Raw genomic sequence first — 20,927 nt, 5'->3', positions numbered from 1 at the left:
CTGGTCCACCAGGGTGGTCTTTCCGTGGTCCACGTGGGCGATGATGGCGATGTTCCGTATGGAGTCCAAAGAGTCCGATTCCCGTCGATTGTGAAGGTCGAAAAACGCCTCGCGGGGAGCCGGCTCGCACCTCGCGACCGCCCGCTTACCCATCGGTTTCTGGAAAGTTCGCGAACGAGGCCCGGGGGCCGTTGCTGTCTCTCCGAGGGCCGGGGTAGTTTGGCTATCCGGACCGCGCAGCACCACCTCCACGGATGGATGGACGATGATCAGCGACAGGCCGACCCGGCTCTACTCGTCACGCGGGATTGCCGTCACCTCGGCGTGCGCCGGCCTGCTGGCGCTCGCGGCGTGCGGCATCCCATCGGCGATGGGCGAGGCCAACTCACTGATCGTGGTGGCCGACGACGCCGTGTGGGCCGAGGTGGAGTCGGAGACGTACGCGGCGCTCGAGCGCACGGTCTACACGACGCGCGACGAGAAGATCTTCAACGTGACGCAAACCTCGCCCGATTCTCCGGAGATCGATGAGCTTCTCCTGTGGCGGCAGGTGCTCGTGTTCGGCGGGCCGGACGATGAACGGGTTCGGCGGGTGCTGGATCGCGCGGGGATCGAGACCGCGGATCCCGGCGACATCGTACAGGCCCAGAACGTGTGGGCGCGCGGGCAGCTCGCGACGGCGATCGTGCTGGAGCCGGGACGGGAGGCGGATTCGTGGAGATCGACGCTCCCGGCCCTCTCCGACCTCCTGGAGCGGCAGTTCAGGGACTACGTGCTGACCCGGATGTTCGTGAGCGGGGTGGACACGGCCACGGCCGAGTTCCTGCGATCCAGGATGGGCTTCACCCTCGAGATCCCGCACGTGTACCAGCGCGTGGAGCGAGAGGGCGACATCGTGCTCATCCGCAACGACAACCCGGACCCGAGCGAGCTGATCCGCTCGATACTCATTCAGCGGGTCGCGGCGGTCGATTCGCTCTACCCGGCCATGGTGTACGAGTGGCGCGCCTCGATCGATGACACGCAGTACAACGTTCCGCAGGACTTCGACGTGATTCCGGGCACGTCGAGGCGATTCGACCTGAACGGATCGGAGGCCGTGGAGGCCCGGGGCATCTGGAAGGACCGGGCGGCGTATCCGGCGGCAGGCCCTTTCCTGGGCCGGGCGGTCCGCTGCGACGACGAAATGATCTTCTTCGACGCCTGGCTGTATTCCCCGAACCCTCGCCGGAGCAAGTACGAATACATGACGCAGCTGGAGGAGATTCTGGACTCCTTCGAATGCGTGCGCTGACCGCAACGACTCGAACACCGGAAGAGAGCGCCCCGATTCACTGATGTCTTTCGTCCATCTGCACTGCCACAGCGAGTACTCGCTCCTGGATGGAGCCAACCGGATCGACGACCTCGTCGACCGGGCCCTCGGCCTCGGAATGCCGGCCCTCGCCGTCACCGACCACGGAAACCTGCACGGAGCCTGGGAATTCCAGGAGAAGGCCAACCGGAAGGGACTGAAGCCGATCATCGGCTTCGAAGCCTACGTCTCCTATGGCGATCGACGTCAGAAGGAACGCCCGAAGGACGCGCCGGCCGAGTACGCGCACCTCGTCCTCCTGGCCCGTGACCTCACCGGCTACCGAAACCTCGTGCGCCTCACGTCGCGCGGGTATACGGAGGGGTTCTACCGGAAGCCGAGGATCGACCACGAGATCCTCGCTGAACACAGCGACGGCGTGATCGTGCTCTCCGCCTGCCTGTCGGGCGAGGTGGCGAAGAACCTGCAGCTCGGCCGGTACGACAGGGCCCGCGAGGCGGCGGAGTTCTATGCCCGCACCTTCCCCGATCGATACTACCTCGAGGTCCAGAACCACGGCATCGACGACGAAGCCAAGGTCGCCTCGGGGGTGTTCCAGCTCGCCGACGAGCTCGGGCTCCCGGTGGTGGTCACGAACGACGCCCATTACCTGCGCCGCGAGGACGCCGACGTGCACGACACGCTCCTCTGCATCGGCACGGGCGTCCTGAAGAGCGACACCGACCGGCTGACGTTCGAGGGGGAGGAGGCGTACTTCAAGTCGGCCGAGGAGATGGCGGAGCTGTTCCCGGACCGGCCGGAGCTGCTCTCGAACACGCTGGAGATCGCCGAGGGCTGCGGCATACGGTTCGAGAAGAAGCACCACCTTCCGGGATTCCCGGTCCCGGCCGGGTTCGAGGACGACATGGCGCACCTCCGCCACCTGGCGGAAGAGGGGGCCCGCGAGCGATACGGAGACCCGCTTCCGGAGGAAGTCCGGGAGCGACTGCACTACGAGCTCGACGTGATCGCGAAGACCGGGTATTCGGGCTACTTCCTCATCACGTGGGACTTCTGCCGGGCGGCGAGGGAGCTCGACATCCCGGTGGGGCCGGGACGCGGGTCGGCGGCGGGATCGATCGTCGCCTACGCACTCAGAATCACCGACGTCGATCCTCTCGAGTTCGACCTCCTGTTCGAGCGTTTCTTGAACCCGGAACGGGTGTCGATGCCCGACATCGACATCGATTTCTGTTACGAGCGCCGCAGCCGGATCATCGATTACGTCCGGGATAAGTACGGGTCCGACTCCGTGGGTCAGATCATCACCTTCGGAACGATGCAGGCGCGGGCAGCGGTTCGGGATGTGGGGCGGGTTCTCGAGTTCACGCCGGCCGAGACGGACAAGCTGGCGAAGCTGATTCCGAACACCCCCGGGTTCTCGCTCTCGATCGGCGAGGCCGTGGAGAAGGTCAAGGAGCTGAAGGACGCCTACCAGGGCGATCCGCGCGCCCACCAGCTTCTCGACTACGGGATGGCCATCGAGGGGCTCTCCCGACACGCCTCCGTTCACGCCGCGGGCGTGGTGATCGCGCCCGGTCCGCTCGACGAGTACGTGCCGGTCTGCCGGGACACTAAGAACGGCGACCAGGTCATCACGCAGTTCGACATGGTGGCGCTCGAGAAGGCCGGCATGCTGAAGATGGACTTCCTCGGCCTCCGGACGCTCACGGTGATTCACGACGCTCTCGGGGCCATCCGGCGTCGGCACGGCGTGGAGATCGACTGGGACGAGATCGGTCTCGCCGACCCCGAGGTCTACCAGATGCTCGCCTCGGGAGGCACCCAGGGGGTGTTCCAGTTCGAATCGTCGCTCGCCACCGAGAAGTTGCGCGCGATGCGGTGCGACCGGTTCGACGACCTCATCGCGGTGAACGCGCTGATCCGCCCGGGGCCGCTCGACACCGGGATGACCGACGTGTTCATCAAGCGGAAGCGGGGCTTCGAGCCGGTCGAGTATCCGGTTCCCGAGCTCGCCGAGGTGCTGGACACGACGTACGGCGTCATCACCTATCAGGAGCAGGTGATGCGGGTGGCGAACGTGCTGGCCGGCTTCTCCCTCGCCGAGGCGGACGTGCTTCGGAAGGCCGTGGGCAAGAAGGACGCGGAGCTCACCGAGAAGGTGCTGGCCGACTTCCAGCGCCGGGCGGCCGAGCGCGGCACTCCGGCGAGGAAGGCGGAAGAGATCGCCGACCTGATTCGAACCTTCGGCCGCTACGGCTTCAACAAGGCCCACTCGGTCGCGTACGCGCTCATCTCGTACCGGACGGCCTGGCTCCGCAGGCACTACCCGGCCGAGTTCATGGCCGCGCTCCTCAGCTCGATCATCGACAACACCGACAAGGTCGTGCAGTACATCACGACCGCCCGGTCGATGGGGCTCGAGGTCCTGCCGCCCAGCGTCACCGAGTCCCGTTACAAGTTCACGGTGGTCGACGACCGGCGCATCCGCTTCGGACTCGGGGCGATCAAGGGGGTGGGCGAGTCCGCGATCCGCTCCATCATCGAGGCGCGTGAAGACAGCCCGTTCGAGTCCCTGTTCGACTTCTGCCAGCGGATCGACCTGAGGCTCAACAACAAGCGGGTGCTCGAATGCCTGATCGCTTCGGGAGCGCTCGACGAGTTCGGCGAGCGTGGGGCGATGAAGGCGGGGCTGGAGACGGTCCTCTCCGAGGCGCAGCTGCGGCAACGGGAACAGGACACGGGGCAGGAGTCCCTGTTCGGCTCCTCCGACTCGGTTGAGCGACCGGAGCCCCGGCTCCCCGCCGTCGCTCCGCTCACCGAGGCGGAGCGGCTGAAAGATGAGAAGGCGGTCCTCGGCTTCTACATCTCGGGCCACCCGCTGGAGAGATTCCGCGACCTGGTCGAAATGTTCGCCCTCGAAGCGAACACGTCGATGATCCCGAACCTGAGGGACCGCCGGGTGGAGCTCGCCTGTGTCGTCACTTCGATGAACGTGAATGTGAGTCGGAACAGTGGGAAGGAGTACTGTCGCCTCACCGTCGAGGACTTCCATGGCACGGCGATGGCGATGGTGTTCGGGGACGTCTGGCAGGAAACGAGAGAGGTGTTCGCGGAGGACACGCCCGTTCTGATCGAAGGCCAGGTATCCGCAAACTCGCGGGACGAAGACAATCCCCCCATCTTTGTGGATTCGGTGCGGCGGCTCAAAGGCCTGGACGCCTCGGGTGCGGTCGGCGTGTGCATCGAGCTCCGTGAGGGAGACGAGGCGCACCCGGGCGAGTTCGAGAACGTCCGAAAGGTGCTGTCTACCTCTCCCGGAGAGGGGCCGCTCTACCTGAAGTGGCGCCCTGAAGGCAACGGCGTCGAGCCGCCGGTCCTGGCGTCGCGCTCGCTCCGGGTGACGCCGTCGGCGGCACTGCTGGCAGACCTCAGGGCGTTGCTGGGCGAAGAACGGGTTCACCTGATCCGCGGATAGCTGTGCGATGACCAACGAAGAGAACGAGAGTCTCTCGGACATGAAGCGGCACCTCGACGAGCTTCGAGACCTCGCTGCCGAGCGAGGCATCGACGTCTCCGGCGAGATGCGTGAGCTGCAGAAGAGGATCGAGGCCGAGCCGGTCGAGCCGACGCGGTACGATCGGGTGCAGCTGGCCCGCCACCAGGAACGGCCATTCACGCTCGACTACATCGAGATGATGTGCGACGACTTCGTGGAGCTTCACGGAGACCGACGCTTCCGCGATGACCCCGCCATCGTCGGCGGGTGGGCCACGCTCGACGGACGCTCCGTCATGGTCATCGGCCATCAGAAGGGCCGTGACATGAAGGAGAACCTGCACCGCAACTTCGGCTCTCCGCACCCGGAGGGTTATCGCAAGGCCGAACGGCTGATGAAGATGGCCGAGAAGTTCGGCCGGCCGGTGATCACCTTCGTGGACACGCAGGGCGCCTACCCGGGTATCGGCGCCGAGGAGAGGGGCCAGGCGGAAGCCATCGCTCGAAACCTGTACGTGATGGCGGGGCTCGAAGTGCCGATCGTGGCGTGCATCATCGGTGAGGGCGGGAGTGGAGGCGCGCTCGGCATCGCGGTGGCGGACCGGGTTCTCATGATGGAGAACGCGATCTATTCCGTGATCTCCCCCGAGGGCTGTGCCGCCATCCTGTGGCGAAGCCGGGAGAAGGCCGAGGACGCGGCCGAAGCCCTGAAGCTCACGGCCTCCGATCTGGCCGACTCGGGCATCGTGGACGACCTCGTCGAAGAGCCTGGCGGCGGTGCCCACCTGGATCCCGAGAGGGCAGCCGCCAACCTGCGCGCGGCCATCCTGAGGCAGCTCTCCGACCTGGAGGGCCTGGGCCCGGAGGATCTGGTCCGGCACCGCCGGGAGAAGTACTACGCCATGGGCGCCTGGGAGGAGTCGACCCCGGATGGCGGATGAGCGCGAGCGAAGCCGATCCGACCGCGGCCGACGCGGCGGCGATCGGCGCCGGGGCGCTCCGCGACCCGTGGGAAACCGTAAGGAGCCAGGCCGCCCGAAACGCTCGGCACGCGCTCCGCAGCCGATCTCGGCCGGGACGACCGCGGCCGGTGGCCGCGTCTTCCAGATCGTGCAGGTGATGTTCCGGGGCGTTCGATCCGACTTCTACAGCTATCGCGGCGACGTGCCCCTCGAGGAAGACGAGTTCGTCATCGTGGAGGCCGACCGGGGCCAGGATCTGGGCTGGGTTCGCAGGTCGGTGGATGGCGAGACGCACAGCTGCGAGGGCGGCTGCGATCACGCGCACCACGGCCCCGTGATCCCTCCCTCCCGCAAGGTGCTGCGGCGAGCGTCCCCGGCCGATGTCGAGCGGAGACTCAGGCTGGATGAGAGCGAGCCGGAGGTACGGTCCCGAACGCGGGCGATGGTGCAGCGCCACGGCTTGAAGATGAAGGTGAGCGAGGCCGAGTGGCAGTGGGACCGAAACAAGCTGACCGTCTATTTCACCGCCGACAAGCGGGTCGATTTCCGGGCCCTCGTCAAGGAGATGGCCCGTACCTTCAAGACCCGCATCGAGCTTCGGCAGATCGGCGTCCGGGACGAAGCGAAGCGTCTCGGGGGGATCGGTCGGTGCGGCCGCGAGCTTTGCTGCCGGCTGTGGCTCCCCGAGATCGAGCCCGTCACCCTTCAGCTGGCCAAGGACCAGGGCCTGTCGCTCAATCCCGCCCAGATCTCGGGCGCATGCGGCCGGCTCATGAGCTGCCTGAGGTACGAGCACGACCTGTACGTGCAGGCCCGGAAGCGCTTCCCGAAGGTGGGCAAGAGGCTCGAGACGAGTCGGGGCAAGGAGGAAGTCACCGGTTGGGACCTGTTCCGCGAGACCATCACCCTGCGGGGTGGCGACGGCGAGGTCCGCACCGTGGCACTCCAGGAGTTGAAGGCGGAGACCGGCCGGGCGCGACGGGGTCGCGGACGCGGACGCTCAGCCTCCGACGCGTCTGGCTGATCACAACCCAATCCAACCAGCGAGGCTCTCCTTCGTGTCGCGCTATTATCTGACGACGGCGATCGACTATTCCAACGGCGACCCGCACATCGGCCACGCCTACGAAAAGGTGGGAGCCGATGTGATCGCGCGCTTCCGAAGGCGGATCGGCGACGATGTCCATTTCGTCATCGGGATGGACGAGCACGGCCAGAAGGTCGCGCAGGAAGCATCGGCCGTCGGACGTTCGCCGCAGGAGCTCGTGGACGAGCTCGCGGCCCGCTTCGAAGAGGCGTGGAAGCGCCTGCACGTTTCGCACGACGACTTCATCCGGACTACGGAGCCGCGTCACGAGCATGCGGTACAGGCTCTCGTCCGCCGGATTCGCGAGGCAGGCGACCTGTATCGCGACCGGTACGAAGGGTATTACTGCACCGGGTGCGAGGCGTTCAAGCGGGAAGCGGAACTGGAGGACGGGCGCTGTCCGATCCACCCGTCACGGGAGATCGCCTGGACGGATGAGGAGAACTGGTTCTTCCGTCTCTCGGAGTACCGCGATCGGCTGATCGATCACATCGAGGCCCACCCCGAGTTCATTCAGCCGGAAAGCCGCCGGAACGAAATCCTCCGCCTCCTCGAGGGAGGCCTGGAGGACATCTCGGCCTCGCGGTCGCGTGTGCCCTGGGGCGTCCCCTTCCCCGATGACGAGGAAGGCCACACGGTCTACGTCTGGTTCGACGCGCTTCCGAACTACATCTCGGCCGTTGGATACCCGGACGATTCGTTCGACCGCTGGTGGCCCGCCGATCTGCACGTCATTGGCAAGGACATCACGAGATTCCACTGCGTAATCTGGCCCGCCATGCTGATGTCAGCCGGCATCGAGCTTCCCGGGACCGTGTGGGGACACGGGTTCGTGAAGATCGGAGGAGGCAAGCTGTCGAAGTCCGAGGCGGCGCTCCTCGACCTCGGGCAGCTGATCGACCGGCATGGACCGGATGCGTTCCGTTACTTCCTGATGCGCGAGATTCCCTGGGACCGGGACCGGGACTTCCCCTCGGTGGAGGCGTTTCTTCAGGGCTTCGATGAACGCTACAACTCCGACCTGGCCAACGACCTCGGCAACCTGCTGAACCGGACCACCACGATGGCCCGGAAATACAGGGACGGCGCTGTTCACAGGACCGGGTCGGCCACCGGCCTGGATCGGGCGATCGACGAGGCCGTGGCGGAATACGAGTCTGCGATGCGCGCGCACCGGCTCCACGAAGGTCTCGACGCGGCCATGTCGATCGTGCGCGCCGCGAACGGTTTCATCGACGCAGAGCAGCCCTGGAAGCTCGCGCGGGAGCCGGACCGGGCGGATCACCTCGATGAAGTGCTCGGAGCGCTCCTCCGGGCCCTTGCCACGATCGCCGTCGCTCTCGAACCGTTCATTCCGGTCAAGGCCGCGGAGATCTGGCATCGCCTCGGGGGCGAAGACATTCCGTCTCTCGAAGGCCTCGCGGACCGGGTTCCGGCCGTTCTTCCCGCCCCCGTCGACTCCGTTCTGTTCCCGCGAACGGACCGGTAAGACACGACGCGGGGGGCCACCCGCGCTTGACACCCCTTCCCGGGCCCGCGTAGTCTCTCCGTGTCCCGCTCGGGTCCGCCTGTTCGTCGGAACCGACGCCAAACCATCATAACGTACGCCGTGCGGTCGATTCGACGTGCGGGTGCGCTTTCGTGCATCGAGGCGCGCGTCTTGCTCATCAGGGCGCGGCGGCGGGGATTACGGGCGGGATGGACCGGTGCGGCCGGTCGATCGGAAACAGATAGCAGGATACGGAAAAATATGTCGTCACACGGGTCAGCCGGCGGGGGACAGGAGCGTCCTTCCCACTGGACGGTCCAGGTCATGCCGGACGGGGGAGGTCGCATACGTACGTTGCGAATCTCCCGTCGGGTCATGCGCCTGGCCACGGCGACCGTCATCACGTTCGGGCTGGTGATCGTCAGCTTCCTGGTCAGTCTCGGGTTGGACGCGGCGCGGGAAGCCGAGCTGGTGCGTCTGAAGATCGAGAACCGGCACCTGGCAGCCAACCTGGACAGGGTCGAAGAACAGGTGGGCTCGCTCGCCAGCACCGTGGACCAGCTCTCGGAGCAGGAGCAGAAATTCCGGCTGCTGGCCGGCCTCCCCGCACTCGATGCGGAGGTACGGGCAGTCGGCGTCGGCGGTCCTCTGCCGAAGGCGTCGGAGAGGGAGGAGTTCTTCGAGACCTCTCCCGAAGTGGCCGAACGGACCTACGCCACGGCGTACGACGCCGAGCAGCTCCTGCGCAGGCTGGATCTTCTCGGCAGCTCGATCGAGGAAGCCATGGACTCCGTCGAGCTGCACCGCGAGATCTTCCTCGCGCGCCCGTCGATTCGTCCGGTCCAGGCGGAGGAGTCGTGGATCAGCTCGAGCTTCAGCCGCAGCCGCATGCACCCGGTGCTCCAGTACAATCGCCCGCACCCGGGGATCGACATCTCGGCCCTGGCCGGCACGCCGATCCTGGCCACCGCGTCGGGAACGGTCACCTACGCCGGAACGCGAGCCGGCTACGGCAAGACGGTCGAGATCGATCATGGCTTCGGGTACAAGACGCGGTACGCGCACGCCGGTAGCATCCAGGTCAGGCGCGGCCAGCGCGTGAAGCGGGGCGACATGCTCGGCGAAGTGGGTAAGACGGGCCTCGCCACCGCACCCCATCTGCATTACGAGGTGCTGATCGAGGGTCGACAGGTCAACCCGAGACAGTATCTGCTGGACGACATCGTCTACGAGTGAACCGCTTCCCGCGGTCACCGCGAGGTTTGGCCCGGCACCGACAGGGGGTCTTCGACAGAAGGCCCCCTTCGTCGTTCCCGGTGCATGTTTCCCGGCTCGGAGGTTTGAAAATCGCGGGGGCGCCCGGTAGATTTGCCGCTCGCGTAGCCAGATTCACCGCTCATCCAACGTGGAGTCTACGGATGCGAGGCAATCGATCTTTCTCTCTGGTCGTCGGCGCCGCTCTGCTGTTGAGCGCGTGCGGGGGGTCGGATGTGACCGTCCAGGTCCTCGCCGAGGGGGCGGACGGGCCGATGCCGCAGGCAAATCTCGAAGTCTTCTTCTATCCGTTCGACCGGGACTCGCTCTTCGACGCACTCGACGCGATGGCCGAGACGCCGAAGCCTGAGGTTTCGGAGGACATGCTGGCCACATTCGCCGAGATCGGCGCGCTCCAGGAAGAGTGGCGCGACAAGGAGGCCGAGTGGTCGGAGGCCCGCGACCGGATGCAGACGCTGTCCGAAGAGATGCAGGCGATGCCCGCGCGTGCCCGGGGCACCCGCGAGTACATGGCGCGGTACGAGGAGTTCGAAGAGCTCGAAGGAGTCGAGCAGCGCCTGGACCGTGAGAAGCAGGCCCTGTTCGACGAGTTCACGGCCTTGCAGGACTCGGTCACCGCTCGTGTGGACTCCTTCAAAGCCGTGCGCGACACGTGGGAGGACGAGACCTACACCGAGTACTTCGATCTCGAGGAGTCGATCCTGGCGGAGCTCGGAAAGCAGGTGTTTGCCGACACCACCAACGCGGACGGCTACGTCACGCAGTCGCTCCCTTCGGGTGACTGGTGGGTCAACACCCGGATTCGGGTGCCGATCGGCGAGTACGTGTGGAACCTCAAGATCGACCCGTCACAGGTGGATACGCTTTACCTCGACACGTCGAACGGCGAGGAACGCGTCCGGCTCTGATCTCGCCCGGTCGTCGGCCGCGGACGCACGGGGTCAAACCCGCCGTCCGCGCGCCGGCGGATCGGCCGGCGTGCGTCGGGCCCGGCCCGGTCGGAGACTCTCTTCCACACCCGGCGCATGAAGGGCCCCATGAACACCTCGACTGACCCCGAGACCGGCCTCTCCTTCGAAGTCGACCGGGACCACGTGGGCTGGATCACCTTCGATCGTCCCGATTCGGCGGTCAACGTGCTCACGCCCGAGCTCATGCAGCATCTCGACTCCCTCCTGTCCCAGCTCGAGTCCCGCATCGCCAACGGGCAGATTCTGGCCGTGGTGCTGCGTAGCGGTAAGGAAGGCTCGTTCATCGCCGGCGCGGACGTCGCGGCGATCGCCGCCCTCGGCAGCTCGGAGGAGGCCCGGGCGGCCAGCGCCGAAGGTCAGAGGATCTTTCGACGCATCGAACGCCTGCGCGTTCCGACCATCGCCGCGATCGACGGGGCCTGCATGGGGGGCGGCACCGAGCTCGTCCTGCACTGCGACTACCGGGTCGCGTCCGACCGTGGAACGACTGCGATCGGACTTCCCGAGGTGCGCCTCGGGATCCTCCCGGGGTTCGGCGGAACCGTCAAGCTGCCGGACACGGTGGGCCTGCAGAACGCACTCCATCTCATCCTCTCCGGCAAGCCCGCGAGGTCGGCCCGCGCACGGCGCATCGGCCTCGTCGACCGCGTCGTCCCGACCGCCCGGTTCGAGGCGGCGGTCGGCGAATTCGTGCGCGAGGTCCTGGAAGATCGTGTGGAGAGGGCGGAGCCCCGACTCGGTCTGGCGCAGCGCTTGCTCGAGCGCACGGGACTCGGAAGACGGATCCTCTTCGGAGCGGCTCGCAAGCGAGCCCGGGCCGAGGCAGGAACGTTCTATCCCGCTCCGTTCAAGGCGATCGACGTGCTCGCCGAGCAGGGGCAGCTGAAGCCGGACGAGGCCTACAGGCGGGAGGCCGAGGCGCTCGGCACGCTCGCGGTCACTCCGGTGTCCCGGAACCTGGTTCGGGTATTCCAGCTTTCGCAGGCGGCCCGGAGGACGCTGCCGCCCGAGGCGGCGGAGCAGGGCCGTCCGGTTCACCGTCTGGGAGTGATCGGAGCGGGGGCGATGGGCGCGGCGATCGCCGAGCTGGCGGCCGCCCGGGATGTTCCCGTGGTGCTCAAGGACATCGATCGTGAAGCGCTCGATTCGGGCCTGAAGCACGCGGCCGAGCTTCTGCGGAAGGCAGCCGGCGCGGGGGTGTTCAGCGAAGAAGAAGCCTCGCTGAAGTTCGCCTTGATCACCGGCACCCTCGAGTACTCGGAGCTCGATGACGTCTCTCTCGTCATCGAAGCCGTGGTCGAGCGCCTGGCCGTCAAGCAGCAGGTGTTTCGCGAGGTGGAGGCGGTGGCCCCCGGGGCGGTCCTCGCGACCAACACGTCGTCTCTGTCCGTGGACTCGATGGCCGACGGTCTCGACCGACCGGGGTCGGTCGTCGGACTTCACTTCTTCAACCCGGTGCACAAGATGCCGCTGGTGGAGGTCATCTCCGGCCCCCGCACCCACCCCGATGCGCTGGCCACGGCCTTCGATTTCGTCCTTGCGCTCGGCAAGACGCCGGTGCGGGTGGCCGATCGACCGGGCTTCCTGGTGAATCGGCTGCTCGCCCCGTACCTGAACGAAGCGGGGATCCTGGTGCAGGAAGGACAGGCCATCCGGGCGGTGGACGAGGCGCTCGAGGCCTTCGGGATGCCCATGGGCCCGCTGCGGCTCCTGGATGAGATCGGCCTCGACGTGGCCCGACACGCGAGCCGTGAGCTGGCGGCCGCCTTCGGCGAGCGGGTGCGGCCCTCGGGCGTCCTGGATCGGATGATCGAGGACGCCCGGCTGGGGAAGAAGAACGGCATGGGCTTCTACCGGTATCCGAAGGGCAAGGCACCGGTTCCCGACCGCGGTGTCGAGGCGCTTCTGGCCGAAACGTCCGGAGCGGCGGAAGGCGGGCGAGGCCGTCCCCTCACGGCGGATGAGATTCGCCACCGGGTCCTGTACCCGATGGTGAACGAAGCCGCCCGGGCGCTCGAGGAACGGGTCGTGGAGGGTCCCGACCCGGTGGACCTGGCCATGGTCATGGGCACGGGCTTCCCCCCGTTCAGGGGCGGCCTGCTGCGCTGGGCGGACCGGGAAGGCCTCGAGTCGATTCACGCGACGCTCGTCGGGTATGCCGGCGAGCTCGGGAGCCGCTTCACCCCGGCGCCGCTGCTGGAGCGCATGGTGAAACAGAACCGGACGTTTACCGATCCTCACTAGACGACTGATCGACCGGAGGAGCCGGACGCGAGGCGTGCCGAAGCGAGGAGATGCCGGCACGCCCACCGTGGCCATCGTCTACAGGCGCCCTCCCGACGATGTCAGCCATTTCTCGCAGGAGCTGCTGCATGACGGCGTCAGCTGCAAGATCACGCTCCTGGTGCTGGAGCCGGGTGACGATCCGCTCCCGGTAGGCGAAACGGCGGTTCCGCCCGGCGGCGCGATCCTGTGGTTCCTGTTTCCAGGTCGGTCCTACGAGGTCGGCGCCGTGTACGACGCGAACGCCACGCTCCTCGGCTACTACACGAATTTCGTCGAGCCGCCGGCGCCCGAGACGGCCGTCTGGCACCTGACGGATCATTTTCTGGACGTGTGGCAGCCGGCGGAGGGTCCCCCGCGCCTGCTGGACGAAGAGGAGCTCACGGAAGCCGCCGAGCGTGGGTGGATCCGGTCCGAAGACGTGGCGCGCACGCGGGCGGAGGCGGCCGCCGTGCTCTGGGCCGCCCGGGTGGACCACTGGCCACCCGGGGTGGTACTCAGGAACCCGCTGGAAGCCGTCCCCTCTCTGCGGTTCCGCCGCGACGAGCCGGGGACCTTCTTCGCGAACCTCATCGTCGGCCGCCTCATCGCATTCGGCATCTACACGCTCGGGGCGATCTCCGTCACGGCGGTGGCCTTCGCCGCTTTCACCGATGCCCTCCAGCCGGGAACCGGCCTCACCCCGTCCCGGGTGATCTGGTGGGTTACGGTAGCGGTCGAGACTCTGGCGCTGCTCGGTCTCGCGCTGGCGGGAAAGTTACCCGCCACGAGGCGGACGCGGCCGGAGGAGGCGCTGAGCGAGCGACTGCTCTTCTTTGGAACGCTGGTGGCGGGCGCGGCCGTGATGCTCTATCCGGACGGACAATTGTGGCGCGCGGCGCTCGCCGGACTGTACACGACGCTCGGCGTGTTCCTGGCCATCTTCGGGGTGTGCCGGGCCGTCTTCGATCGCCGGTTTCCCTTGCTCGCGGTGACCGGGATCGGCGTGTGCATCGTGGCCCTTCTCGTGCTGCTCCTGTAGCCATCCGAACCGGGGTGAACGTCCGGCCGGAAGCTAGATCGGCCGCGTGCGCCCCCGGGGGACGGCGATGAGATCCCCCTCGACCCGGGACCCCGGCCGCGTCGACTCGGCTCCGGCGGCCACGGTCTCCCCCGGCTCGATGAAGTTGTAGCGGTCCACGATGCCTCGGTGGATCCGGGCGCCGGCCCCGACGCGGCAGTGGTCCATCACGATCGAGTCCACGATCTCCGCCCCCTCCTCGATCCGGGTGTCCCGACCGATCACCGACCGCACGATCCGGCCGCCCGATACGAGGCTCCCCACACCCAGCGAGCTGTCCTCGAGGGTGCCCGAGAGCACGCGCGGGCTTGCCCGGTGATACGCCTGGGAGTGGATCGGCCACAGCCGGTTGTTCAGGTCGAAACGAGGCCGTGGTCCCAGAAGGTCCATGTGGGCCGACCAGTAGGTCTGCAGCGTCCCGACGTCCCGCCAGTAGGCCTTCTCCTCGTACGCCTTGAGACCCGGCACCTCGTTGCGGTGAAAGTCGTAGGCCGCCACACGATACTCCGGGTCTTCGACCATCAGGGGAAGAATGGTCTTTCCGAAGTCGGGCTCGAGACCCTCGTCGGCCACCCGGCGGAGGACGTTGACGAGCGCCCCGGGCTCGAAGATGTAGTTCCCCATCGACGAGTACGACCAGCCAGGTCGTTCCGGCATCTCGGGCGGCTGCGCCGGCTTCTCCTTCCACTGGATGACGGTGTCGTCCGCCGCAACCTCCGCGATCCCGAATCCCGAGGCTTCCGACACGGGCACGGGCAGCATTGCGACCGTAAGGTCGGCCTTCTTCTTCCGGTGAAACCGGATCATGTGGCCCACGTGCATCCGGTAGACGTGGTCGGCGCCGAAGACGGCGATCAGATCGGGACGATAATCGTAGATGAGGTTGAAGTTCTGGTACACCGCGTCCGCGGTCCCGCGGTACCACATCTTCCCGACCCGCATCTGGGGAGGCACCACGGTGAGGAAGTCGTCCGGGTGCGGCGTACTCAGCCGCCATCCTTCCCGGAGGTGGTGAATCAGGGACTGGGAGCGGTACTGGACGAGCACGAAGTTCGAGTAGATGCCGGAGTTGAGCAGGTTCGACAGCACGAAGTCGACGATCCGGTAGCTGCCTCCGAAGGGGACCGCCGGCTTGCTGCGCTCCTCCGTGAGAGGAAGGAGCCGCGTCCCCTCGCCGCCCGCCATCACGAGCCCGAGCACCCTCAGATCGCTTCTCATCCTCCGCCCCCCGTCGCTCGCTCGATCGTACTCTCGTACAGGCGCTCGTACGCCGCCCCGCTTCGTCGCCACGAGAAGTCACGCTCCATCCCGGCCCGCCGAACCGCGGCCAGGTCCTCCGGACGCGCGTACAGCTCACAGGCGAAGCCTACGGCCCATGCGAGCGCCGGCGCGTCGAAATGCTCGAACACCACGCCCGTCGCCTCGCCCGCCGCAAGCGCTTCCGGCGAAGCGTGCGTGACCGTGTCCGCGAGCCCCCCCACCCGGTGTACGATCGGAGGCGTCCCGTAGCGCTGGCTGATCATCTGGTTCAGGCCGCAGGGCTCGAACTCCGAGGGCATGAGGAAGAAGTCGGCGCCGGCCTCGATCCGGTGCGCGAGCCCCTCGGAGAAGTCGAGGATCGCAGAGACGTTGGCGTGTCGTTCCGCCAGCTGGGCGACGAATCGTTCGTACCGCGGCTCCCCGGTCCCCAGAAACACGAACTGTGCCTCGCGGCTGACGAGCTCGTCGCCGAGGATCTCGATGAGCGACAGCCCCTTCTGTCCCACGAGCCTCGAGATCATGCCGAACAGGGGCACGGCGGGATCGACCTCCAGGCCGATCTCGGCCTGCAGCGACGCCTTGCACGAGCTCTTCCCCACGAGATCGTCGATGTCGTACGGATGGGGGATCAGAGGGTCGGCGGCCGGATTCCACAGGCCGGTGTCGATCCCGTTCAGGATGCCCTCGACGGGTGGATCCAGGCTCGCGATCCAGGGGTCGAGGCCGAAGCCGAACCGGGGAGTGGCGATTTCCTCCGCGTACCCGGGACTGACCGTCGTCACGCGATCCGCCGTCAGCAGTCCACCCTTCAGAAGACCGATACCGTGTCCCTGGGCCAGCGCTTCGTGATCCGGAAGCCCGGCCTCGACGGCGGCCTCGAGAGGAAACCAGCCCTGGTAGGCGAGGTTGTGGATCGTGAGCACCGTCGCGGGAGCCGGCTCCGCTGCGAATGCATCTCCCTGGCGCACGAAGACCGGTGCGAGGGCGCCCTGCCAGTCGTGTGCGTGAACGAGATCGGGAAGCCACCCGAGCGCCCCGGTGGCCGCGAGGGCGGAACGAACCAGGGTCGCGAAGCGAAGCGCGTTGTCCGCGTAGTCGCCGGCCGCCGTTCCATAGATGCCGTCGCGGTCGAACAGTTCGGGGGCCTCGACCCACCATACCCGGAAGCCAGCAGGGGTCGGCTGCTCTACCACCCGGGTGGCAGGGGACCCTCCGGTCTCGGGAAGGGTGACCGCCCGGCCTGCTTCGAGATCGCCGTCCCGCTCCGAACCCCGATAGCGCGGCAGAGCGAGCACCACCTCATGGCCGTCACCGGCCAGCTGGGCGCAGAGCGCTCCGACGACATCGGCGAGACCGCCGGTCTTCACCCACGGAACGGCCTCGCTGGCGATGTGCAGAATCCTCAAGCCGGGCTCCCCCGTATCGATCTCGCAGGCCTTCGTCGCCATAATACCGGACGCCCGCCGTCAACGCGACGGACACCGACGCGTCGAAGTCGGGATGAACCGGTGACTACCGAACGGAAGGAAGACTTGAGCAAGCCACGGGACGGTCGCAATCGTCGAGATGTCCGCAGGGCCAGGCTCCGCTACGCAGCCGCTTTCGGCCTGTTCTTCGTCGTCCTCTGGCTCCTGTGGGGAACGTGGGTCGTCATGCCGCTGAAGCTTTTCGTGGTCCTCCTGCACGAGATCAGTCACGGCCTGATGGCGATCGCCACGGGAGGAGCGATCGACCGGATCGTTCTGACGGCGGACCTCGGCGGCACCTGCTACTGCGGGGGAGGCGATGCGTTCCTGACGCTCTCCGCCGGATACCTCGGGAGCCTGGTGTGGGGCGTTGCCCTCGTGCTCCTGGCTTCCCGCGCCGGGCGCCGGGCCCACTGGCTGACCGGGGCGATCGGCCTCTTCATCGCGGCCGTTGCGCTGCTCTACGTGCGGAACCTGTTCGGCATCGCGTTCGCGCTCGCCTTCGGCATCGGGCTGGTGGCCGCGGCGCGGTACCTGTCGCCGGCCGCGAACCGGAACATCCTGTGGGCGCTGGGACTGACGAGCTGTCTGTACGCGGTGCTGGACATCAAGTCCGACATCCTGGATCGGCCCGAGCTGCCATCGGACGCCCGCATGCTGGCGGACATGACGGGACTGCCCACCCTCTTCTGGGGAGTCGTCTGGATCGGCACGGCTTTGCTGGTCTGCTGGTGGTTGCTGCGACGGGTGTTCAGGTCGGCCTGACCCTCATCCGGGCGGGAAGGCGAGGAGCGGCGTGGCCGCCGATTTCGGGCCCGGGCCCCTTCACCTGGTTGCGGCCGGCCAGCTTGGCCTCGTACAGCCGGTTGTCCGCTCGCTCGAACAGGCGGGTGATCTCTTCTCCGTGCTCCGGCCAGGACGCCACCCCGACGCTGATCGTGACGTGCACTGTGCCGCGCTGACCGCCGATCCGGATCGCGTTCTTCGCGATCCCGTCTCGCAGCTGCTCGGCCATCGTCATGGCGTTGACCGAGTTCGTCTCGGGAAGCGCGATGACGAATTCCTCGCCACCGAGTCTGCCCGCGAAGTCCCCGGCGCGGATCCGGCTTCGCATGACCCGCCCGACGGACTGGAGAGCGGTGTCCCCGGCGGAATGTCCGTAGGTGTCGTTGAACTGCTTGAAGTAGTCGATGTCGATCGCCAGGATCGAGATCGGGCGGCCGTACCGTCTCGCACGGGCCACCTCTCCCTGCCATCGCTCCTCGAACGTGCGGCGGTTCATCAGACCGGTCAGCCAGTCGGCGGCCGACAGAATGTGCGGCGTCTGCATGCGGATGTTCACGACCGTACCCAGCGCCCCCGCCGCTGCCAGGATGACGATGCGGCCGATCTGAGAACCGAGCTCGACTCTTCCGTAATCCGCCACCGCATAGGAGGCATCCGTGACGTCCCACAGGGTCACGGCCGTCCACACGATGATGGCGTACTGGGCCACGGCCGCCACACCGGCCAGCGCGCAGGCCCGGTGGTCGAGGCGCATGGTGGTCGCCGCCAGAGCCAGGAAGTAGATCGGAAAGACCATCTGGCTGTTCACGGCCGCGATGGGATTGTCCGCGACGAGGAAAGCCACCAGGGCCGCACTGACCATCGTCACGTCGAGCAGGGTAGTCGAGAGCCCCATCCACCATGCGTAGTGGGCCCGGCGGATCCAGAGCAGGACCAGCAGGCTGAGCGGTACCGCGATCAGCCCTCCGGCCAGGTGAATCCGGGATTGGAGCAGATCCGGGTTCTGAACGTAGGAGAGCGCCGCCATCACGAGCAGAACGCCCGTCAGGCCGGCCCGGGCCCGGGCGATGATCAGCTCCCCCACGCCCCCCGTCTGAAGGAGGGATTCGTCGGGTGCGTCCACGAAGAGACGGCGCAAGACGCCCACGGCTCTCACGGCGGTTCTATGCCTTCCGCTCAGGGTCACGGGTACATTTCGACCCTGTCAGGGAGCAAGGGACGTGCCGATCGTGGGCTCAGGGGCGTGGTGCAGGCGCGTCGGGAGGCGAGAAGAAGGCCCCGGTGGGCCCCGGAAACACGACCGGACTCTCGAATCCGCTCTCGGACACGCTCGATACGCCGAAGAACCAGTTGTCGATCACGAGATTCCGGAGCGTGTACTCGCTCACATCACCCACGAACATCGAGTGTTCCCATTCGGGCCGCGTGGTGAGACGCCAGTATACGCGGTATCCCGCAAGATGTGGCGCAATGCCGGGATCTACGGGATCCCACGAGAGTGTCGTGCTCGGGGATACCGCGCCGCGAATTCGCACGCCGGACGGCGCCGGCGGCGCAAAGGCGAGCGAGGCCAGCGTCATCACGTTGAGCGAAGTCAGCCGCGCGGCATACTCGAAATCGACACCTTCGATCACATCTCCGTATCGGATTCCGTCTTCCTCCCGCACGTCCTGGTGCTGTCGGCGGTAGTTCTCGTGTGTTTCCATGATCCGCACCGCCGCGAAGCCGGCCTCGTTGAACGGCCGGTGGTGGCCGCCCCGCCCGAAGCGGTCCAGACGGTAGATCATCATCACGTCCAGGTCCGGCATGTACCGGTCCGCGATGCTCTTCACGTACCGGGCGAGGTTCCGCGACGGCGAATCGACTTCGCCCCCGGTGAACCGGCGTAGCCGGGCGTCGCGATCGGTCTCCACGGCCCGTGTGCCCTCCGAGAAGACGCGCGCAGAGGCATTGTCGACGACGCCGGTGATGCCTTCGACGTTGCCGATCATGTCGTTGTTCAGCACCCCGGACACCCGCCATCCGCGGGCCGCGGCGAGCTCGGCGAGGTGCCGGCCCCCGAACAGCCCCTGCTCCTCACCGGACAGCGCGGCGTACACGATCGACCCGGCGTGCCTCCGCCCGGTCAGCACGCGAGCCGCCTCGAGCATGCCAGCGACCCCCGAAGCGTTGTCGTTGGCACCCGGCGCGTCCGACTCCGCGTCGAGCGGATCCGAGGCTCTCGAATCGATGTCTCCGGTCATGACGACGTATCGATCGGGATCGTCGGCGCCTCTCTGGATCGCCACCACGTTGACGATCTCGACGGGCATCGGAATGCGATCCCCGCCCTCGACCCGGGTCCGCTGGTAGAAGACTTCGAGACATCCGCCGCAGGCGTCCGATATGCGGTCGAGCTCGTCCTTGATCCACCGGCGGGCCGCTCCGATCCCGCGCGTCGCGGAGACCGTGTCGGACAGCGTGTGACGGGTGCCGAAGGACACGAGTGTCCGGATGTCCGACTCGATCCGTTCCGCCGAGACGGCGTTTCCGAGCTCCCGCAGGATGGGTTGCTCCTGGGGCGGTGCCGGACCGGCGTACGGCGGTGAGGGAGGACTCTCCTGACCCCGGGCCGGCGGCGCCAGGGCACACACGACCAGCGAGGAAAGCAGCAGGGTTCTCGTCGATGGGCTGCGCAGCCGAATCATGTTCTCACCCCGTGTTCACTTCGGTGTATCCCTGCGCGTGGTCACCGCCCCGGTTCGCGGTCCCGACGTACCGGTCGAACGCGAGCTCGACCCGGTCGAGAACCCGGGGCACGGTGATCCTCTGCATCCGCCCGTGTCGGGAAGTGGTCCGCGTCGGATCCGGCTTCTCCCCCGGATCGTGATACGCGTCCACCACGAGATCCCGATATCGGGAGTAGGGCCCGACACGAGCAGGATTGGAGTGACCGTACAATCCGACGACCGGAACGCCGAGGGCGTGAGCGACGTGCAGGGGACCGGTATCCGGACTGATGAGGAGATCGCAGCCATCGACCATCCACATCATCCGTCTCACGTCGTCCGCCAGGGTGGACACGGGCCGGCACTCCGTGCGCTCGAGAATGACCCGTGCGGCCCTCCCCTCCCGGTCACCGGGCCCACCGATGAGAAGAACGGTGCCCCCCCCGCGTTCGACGAGACGGTCGGCAAGCGCGGCCATGCGCTCCGCCGGCCAGTCCTTCCGGACCACGCCGGAGCCCACCACCAGTCCGATCACCGGGCGGCTCGGGAGGGCCGAGAAGAACTGTTCCTGTTGGTGCCGTTCCTGGCGGGTGAACGTGATGCGCCACTCGAGCGGGTCCGGTCGACCGATTCCCAGCGAATCGAGAAAACGGAGAAGCACGTCCTGGGTGTGGGCCCACGGAGCCGGCTCGATGCGGTGGTTCGAGAACCTCCATACGCCCTCCCGGACCTTGGCTCGATCCAGACCGATTCGGCACGGCGCGCCG

16 protein-coding genes are annotated in these 20,927 nt (G+C 67.2%); 10 read left to right on the top strand and 6 right to left on the bottom strand.

What is annotated here, in order from left to right; genetic code table 11:
* Positions 1-69, bottom strand: a 69-nt coding sequence (locus AC36XV_RS10865; protein ID WP_492203704.1) for a GTP-binding protein, incomplete at its 3' end; no start/stop codon positions are given.
* Positions 70-265: 196 nt separating this feature from the next.
* Between AC36XV_RS10865 and AC36XV_RS10860 the strand changes: the two genes are divergently transcribed.
* The 9 genes from AC36XV_RS10860 (at position 266) to AC36XV_RS10820 (ending at position 13,901) form a co-directional block, all read left to right on the top strand.
* Positions 266-1,294: a DUF4837 family protein gene (locus AC36XV_RS10860; protein WP_492203703.1), complete on the top strand. Its 1,029-nt coding sequence runs from the start codon at positions 266-268 to the stop codon at positions 1,292-1,294.
* Positions 1,295-1,337: 43 nt separating this feature from the next.
* Entirely contained in the window at positions 1,338-4,793 is a 3,456-nt protein-coding gene (gene dnaE / locus AC36XV_RS10855) for a DNA polymerase III subunit alpha (protein WP_492203702.1), read from the top strand.
* A 7-nt stretch (positions 4,794-4,800) separates the two neighbouring features.
* Positions 4,801-5,754 carry an acetyl-CoA carboxylase carboxyltransferase subunit alpha gene (locus AC36XV_RS10850; RefSeq protein WP_492203701.1) on the top strand — a complete coding sequence of 318 codons (954 nt, stop codon included), beginning with the start codon at positions 4,801-4,803 and terminating at the stop codon, positions 5,752-5,754.
* Positions 5,755-5,821: 67 nt separating this feature from the next.
* Complete coding sequence (locus AC36XV_RS10845) at positions 5,822-6,799, top strand: PSP1 domain-containing protein (protein WP_492203700.1); 978 nt, start codon at positions 5,822-5,824, stop codon at positions 6,797-6,799.
* A gap of 34 nt (positions 6,800-6,833) precedes the next feature.
* Positions 6,834-8,351 carry a methionine--tRNA ligase gene (gene metG, locus AC36XV_RS10840; protein WP_492203699.1) on the top strand — a complete coding sequence of 506 codons (1,518 nt, stop codon included), beginning with the start codon at positions 6,834-6,836 and terminating at the stop codon, positions 8,349-8,351.
* 354 nt (positions 8,352-8,705) lie between these two features.
* Positions 8,706-9,587 carry a peptidoglycan DD-metalloendopeptidase family protein gene (locus tag AC36XV_RS10835; protein WP_492203698.1) on the top strand — a complete coding sequence of 294 codons (882 nt, stop codon included), beginning with the start codon at positions 8,706-8,708 and terminating at the stop codon, positions 9,585-9,587.
* Between the two features lie 182 nt (positions 9,588-9,769).
* Complete coding sequence (locus AC36XV_RS10830) at positions 9,770-10,534, top strand: hypothetical protein (protein ID WP_492203697.1); 765 nt, start codon at positions 9,770-9,772, stop codon at positions 10,532-10,534.
* A gap of 129 nt (positions 10,535-10,663) precedes the next feature.
* Complete coding sequence (locus AC36XV_RS10825; RefSeq protein ID WP_492203696.1) at positions 10,664-12,841, top strand: 3-hydroxyacyl-CoA dehydrogenase NAD-binding domain-containing protein; 2,178 nt, start codon at positions 10,664-10,666, stop codon at positions 12,839-12,841.
* Between the two features lie 34 nt (positions 12,842-12,875).
* Positions 12,876-13,901: a ribonuclease FAU-1 family protein gene (locus AC36XV_RS10820; RefSeq protein WP_492203695.1), complete on the top strand. Its 1,026-nt coding sequence runs from the start codon at positions 12,876-12,878 to the stop codon at positions 13,899-13,901.
* A 33-nt stretch (positions 13,902-13,934) separates the two neighbouring features.
* Here AC36XV_RS10820 and AC36XV_RS10815 read toward each other — a convergent pair whose 3' ends face one another.
* Positions 13,935-15,158, bottom strand: coding sequence for a glucose-1-phosphate adenylyltransferase (locus AC36XV_RS10815; RefSeq protein WP_492203694.1), 1,224 nt, complete (start codon positions 15,156-15,158; stop codon positions 13,935-13,937).
* On the bottom strand, positions 15,155-16,606 hold the full coding sequence (gene glgA, locus AC36XV_RS10810) for a glycogen synthase GlgA (protein WP_492203693.1): 1,452 nt from the start codon (positions 16,604-16,606) through the stop codon (positions 15,155-15,157). The genes AC36XV_RS10815 and glgA overlap by 4 nt, the downstream gene beginning before the upstream one ends.
* Positions 16,607-16,732: 126 nt before the next feature.
* Here glgA and AC36XV_RS10805 point away from each other — a divergent pair, with 126 nt between their 5' ends.
* Positions 16,733-17,431 carry a M50 family metallopeptidase gene (locus tag AC36XV_RS10805; protein ID WP_492203692.1) on the top strand — a complete coding sequence of 233 codons (699 nt, stop codon included), beginning with the start codon at positions 16,733-16,735 and terminating at the stop codon, positions 17,429-17,431.
* Here AC36XV_RS10805 and AC36XV_RS10800 read toward each other — a convergent pair.
* From AC36XV_RS10800 to AC36XV_RS10790, 3 genes are all read right to left on the bottom strand, one after another.
* On the bottom strand, positions 17,418-18,599 hold the full coding sequence (locus AC36XV_RS10800) for a GGDEF domain-containing protein (RefSeq protein WP_492203691.1): 1,182 nt from the start codon (positions 18,597-18,599) through the stop codon (positions 17,418-17,420). The genes AC36XV_RS10805 and AC36XV_RS10800 overlap by 14 nt on opposite strands.
* 88 nt (positions 18,600-18,687) lie before the next feature.
* Positions 18,688-20,139 carry a M28 family peptidase gene (locus AC36XV_RS10795; RefSeq protein WP_492203690.1) on the bottom strand — a complete coding sequence of 484 codons (1,452 nt, stop codon included), beginning with the start codon at positions 20,137-20,139 and terminating at the stop codon, positions 18,688-18,690.
* A 4-nt stretch (positions 20,140-20,143) separates the two neighbouring features.
* A partial coding sequence (locus AC36XV_RS10790; protein ID WP_492203689.1) for a glycosyltransferase family 9 protein occupies positions 20,144-20,927 on the bottom strand: 784 nt, incomplete at its 5' end.

This window comes from Candidatus Benthicola sp. (assembly GCF_058719085.1).
The sequence above is the reverse complement of the archived record's forward strand: the minus strand, read 5'-3'. Positions and strand labels throughout refer to the sequence as shown.